The organism is Saccharomonospora saliphila YIM 90502 (assembly GCF_000383795.1).
GTDB classification, from domain to species: Bacteria; Actinomycetota; Actinomycetes; order Mycobacteriales; family Pseudonocardiaceae; genus Saccharomonospora; species Saccharomonospora saliphila.
This window is the reverse complement of sequence record NZ_KB912640.1, coordinates 6,034-9,427: the sequence shown is the minus strand read 5'-3', so window position 1 is coordinate 9,427 and position 3,394 is coordinate 6,034. Positions and strand designations below refer to the sequence as shown.

At 72.4% G+C, this 3,394-nt stretch carries 3 protein-coding genes and 1 pseudogene; all 4 read right to left on the bottom strand.

The annotated features are described in order from the left end of the window. Positions 1 to 203: 203 nt before the first annotated feature. Positions 204 to 1,811 (bottom strand): DUF3558 family protein, encoded by a 1,608-nt coding sequence (locus SACSA_RS0105150; RefSeq protein ID WP_019814095.1) that lies wholly within the window; start codon positions 1,809 to 1,811, stop codon positions 204 to 206. A gap of 51 nt (positions 1,812 to 1,862) precedes the next feature. Beyond that, on the bottom strand, positions 1,863 to 2,510 hold the full coding sequence (locus SACSA_RS0105145) for an ATP-binding cassette domain-containing protein (RefSeq protein WP_019814093.1): 648 nt from the start codon (positions 2,508 to 2,510) through the stop codon (positions 1,863 to 1,865). Continuing rightward, positions 2,507 to 3,094: pseudogene (locus tag SACSA_RS0105140) on the bottom strand (ABC transporter ATP-binding protein); the annotation flags it as partial. The pseudogene SACSA_RS0105140 and the gene SACSA_RS0105145, both read right to left, overlap by 4 nt. A gap of 79 nt (positions 3,095 to 3,173) precedes the next feature. Further along, positions 3,174 to 3,394: hypothetical protein (locus tag SACSA_RS21620; RefSeq protein WP_048876455.1), on the bottom strand; the 221-nt coding region annotated here is incomplete at its 5' end.

The following is a 3,394-nucleotide window of genomic DNA, read 5'->3' as shown; positions in this document are numbered from 1 at the left end:
CGGCGCCGGGACGCCCACCGCCGTCCCGGCGCCGCGTGGTCCGGACCACTCGCGGCACCCACGGCCCGCGAGTTGTCCCGTGCGTGTCGGCGAGTTGCCCCTTCCTGTCGGCGAGTTGCCCTTCCCCGCCCGCGAGTCGCCCTCGCGGACGCGCGTGTCACCACTCGCCCCACATCCTGCGCCGTGCCCGGCACGCGGCCGGGTCAGGCGAAGTGGCGCTCGATCACTCGCGTCAACACGTCTTCGGCCTTGGCGAGCTTCTCCGGTGCGGGCTCGGGATCGGCCGCGATCTCACCGCGTGGCGGCAGCGCCTGGGCGTTGACGTGCACGATCCCCCGCGCCTCGACGGCTCCGGTCGGAGAGACGTAGATGTCGCGGGAGGCGCCGTCGGTCGTGTAGAAGCTCACCGCCTGCTTGCCCGCGATCTCGACGATCTCCCTGTCCGTCCACAGTGACGTGTCCTTGCCGTAGTCGGCGGGGCGGTACGCGGGGTGAACGGTGACGTCGAGCCGCAGTTGGTGTGTGGGTTCCACGAACAGACACTGGCCCGACCAGGTCAGCGGTTGGAACTCCGCGCCGTACACCTCGGCGACCGCGTCCGCGAACACCGCGCATTGCAGGCCGGGTTCCGTGACCGCGGTCGCCATGATCTCGTCGGCGGACGAAGGGACATCGGTCCCGCCTTCGTACGGCGCGCAGTCGGCTTGTCCGTTGGGGGCGCCGAAGTGGGCGCAGGCACCCTGTGCCCCGGTGTCCCGCTCGTCCGGCCCGTACAGCAGCGGACGCTGTGGGGAAACGTCCGTGCTCTCCGGTCGTGTGTCGGCGAGCCCGATCGCCTCGGTCGTCAGCGCGGAGGTCCGGTCGCAGGACGGGGTCTCGAGGCTGAACGTGAGGGTGCCGAGATACTCGTTGTCCACACCCGACTCGGCCTGGCCCCATGTCGCGGTGCAGGCGTACGAACTGTCGTAGAGATGCACCGTCGTGCCCTCCAGCTCGGTCGGCTCGCCCAGGGGCGAGTTGTGCCAGTCGTACTCGGTTTCGAGCACGACCTCGTCATCCTGCTCGCCGACCGCCTCACAGCCGCTGAACGGGTCGTAGAGGCCGTCCGGGGTGAACACGTACTCGGCTTCGGTCCCCAGCAGCGTCCGCAGGAACGCGCAGCCGTCCCACTGGGAGAACGGTCGTGTCGCCGGGTCGAGGGTGAGCGTGTCCGGCTCCCGCAGCCTGTCCACGGCCACCTCGGCGTAGGCGCGTACCGCTTCGCAGACGCCGCTCTCCGGGTGCGAATAGTGGAACTCGACGGCGATGTGGTAACTCGTCGGGACATTGACGGTGCAGACGTGGTCGCTCCCGCTCGTCTGCCTTGTCTGGTACGCCTTCGCGCCCGCGAGTGTGATCGGCTCGGCGTGGTAGCGATCGAGCTGGTCGAACGGCGTGCCGACCCGTACCTCCAGCGGCCTCGAGCCGACGTCGTACTCCCCGTTGACCGACAGCAGGCACGCGTGCGGGCCCCTGGGCGCGACGTAGATCTCGTCGTCCGGTGCGCCGGAGCGTTCGGCGGCGAGGTCGGTGTCCAGCAGGGCGCAGGCGTCGATCTGCCGCAACGCGAGCGCGACCGCATCGGCGTCACGCGGGTCGGGCGCCGGGCCGCGTTCCGGTGCCGCCGGGTTTCGCCCCTCACTCTCGCCGGTCAGTGCGGTGCCTCCGATCGACGACGTGCACCCCGAGGCGACCAGCGCCGCCCCCGTCAGCAACGCGGCGAGTGTGGTGATCCGTCGCCGTCGCACGGTCTCCCCTCCAGTGATGATCACGAGGGCGAACCTTAACAACCGGGGGCCCGGAATGTGGCGGAATCGGCCGGGTCAGGCGAGGACCACCTCCCGGTCGGCGTGCTCGGCCACCACGGGGTCGTGGCTGGCGACGAGAACGCAGGTTCCCCGGTCCGCGGCGGCACGCAGCGCCGCGCACACGAGCCCCGCGCGCTGCCGGTCCTGGTGAGAGGTCGGCTCGTCGGCGAGCACCAGAGCGGCGCCTCCAGCGAGCGCACGGGCGAGCGCGGCGCGCTGCTGTTCGCCGCGGGAGGCGTGGGTGGCGAGCCGGTCCGCGGGCTCGGACAGGTCGAGCGCGTCGAGGAGCCCGCGCGCGGGGGCCGACGGGTCGGCCTCGTCGCCGCCGTGGTCACCGGCATCGCGGGAGATGTGCGCCAGTGCCACGTTCTCGGCGAGGGTGAGTTCGTCCAGCAAGCCGAGCGACTGCGGCACGAGCGCGAGGTGCCGCCACCCGAGCCGCGACACCGGGACGTCCGGGAACGGGGGATGAGCGGTGATCTCGCCCTGATCGGGCCGTGTCCAACCGCCCGCGAGCATGAGCAGGGTGCTCTTGCCGGAGCCGGACGGGCCGGTGAGCGCGACGAACTCGCCGGGCCACAGCCGCAGATCCACCGGGCGCAGGGCCACGGTGCCGCGGTAGGACCTGCCCACTCCGGACAGCGTCAGCAGAGGGCCGGTCATGGCCGCTCCACGGTGGAGCCGTCGACCAGTGCCACCGTGCGGTCGGCCACGGTGGTGACTCCGGGATCGTGGCTGGTCAACAGGACCGCGATGCCACGCTCGGCGAGCCGCGCGAACAACGCGGCCACCCGCTCGGTCGAGACTCGGTCCAGGTGCGCGGATGGTTCGTCGGCGACCACAAGGGGCGGATCACCGACCACGCAGGCCGCCAACGCCACCCGTTGCTGCTCGCCGCCCGAAAGCTCGCGCGGCAGGTGGCCCGCCCGGTGCCCGAGCCCCACCAGATCCAGTGTGGCCGCCACGTCGGCCGTGCACCGGCGCAGCCGCGCGGCCAGCGTGAGGTGTTCGGACACGGTCAGGTAGTCCACCAGGTTGGCGGCGGGCTCCTGGCAGAGGTATCCGATCCGGGTGCGGCGCAGCGCGCGCCTGCGCCGGGCGGACAGGCGAGTGGCGTCCACCCCGTCCAGGATCACCGTTCCGTGGTCGGGACGGTCGAGACACGCGAGCACGCGCAACAGTGTGGACTTGCCCGCCCCCGAGGGACCGGTCAGCACGGTGACCTCGCCACGCCGGGCGGTGAGGGTGACGCCGCGCAGTGTCGGTACGGTCCTGCCCCCGGCGCGATGACTGTGCCGGAGGTCCGTGCCGCGTAGCACGACGGGGTCAGCGCGTGTCACGCAACACCTCCGCGGGATCGGCCCGGGCGACCGTGCGCTGGGCGAGCAGGGACACGAGCACGGCGGTCGCCGCCATCGCGCCGCAGAGCCCGGTCAGCAGTGCCCACGGCATGTCCAGCAACGCGGCCGGTGCGGTGCCGGGGTTGACGTCGAATCCGGGCGCGGTGGCGGCCGCGACCGCCCCGGCCAGCACCGCGCCGAGCGCGA

Coding starts and splice junctions, on each gene's coding strand:
- SACSA_RS0105145 (WP_019814093.1), bottom strand. CDS start 2,510: ATGACCGGCCCTCTGCTGACGCTGTCCGGAGTGGGCAGGTCCTACCGC.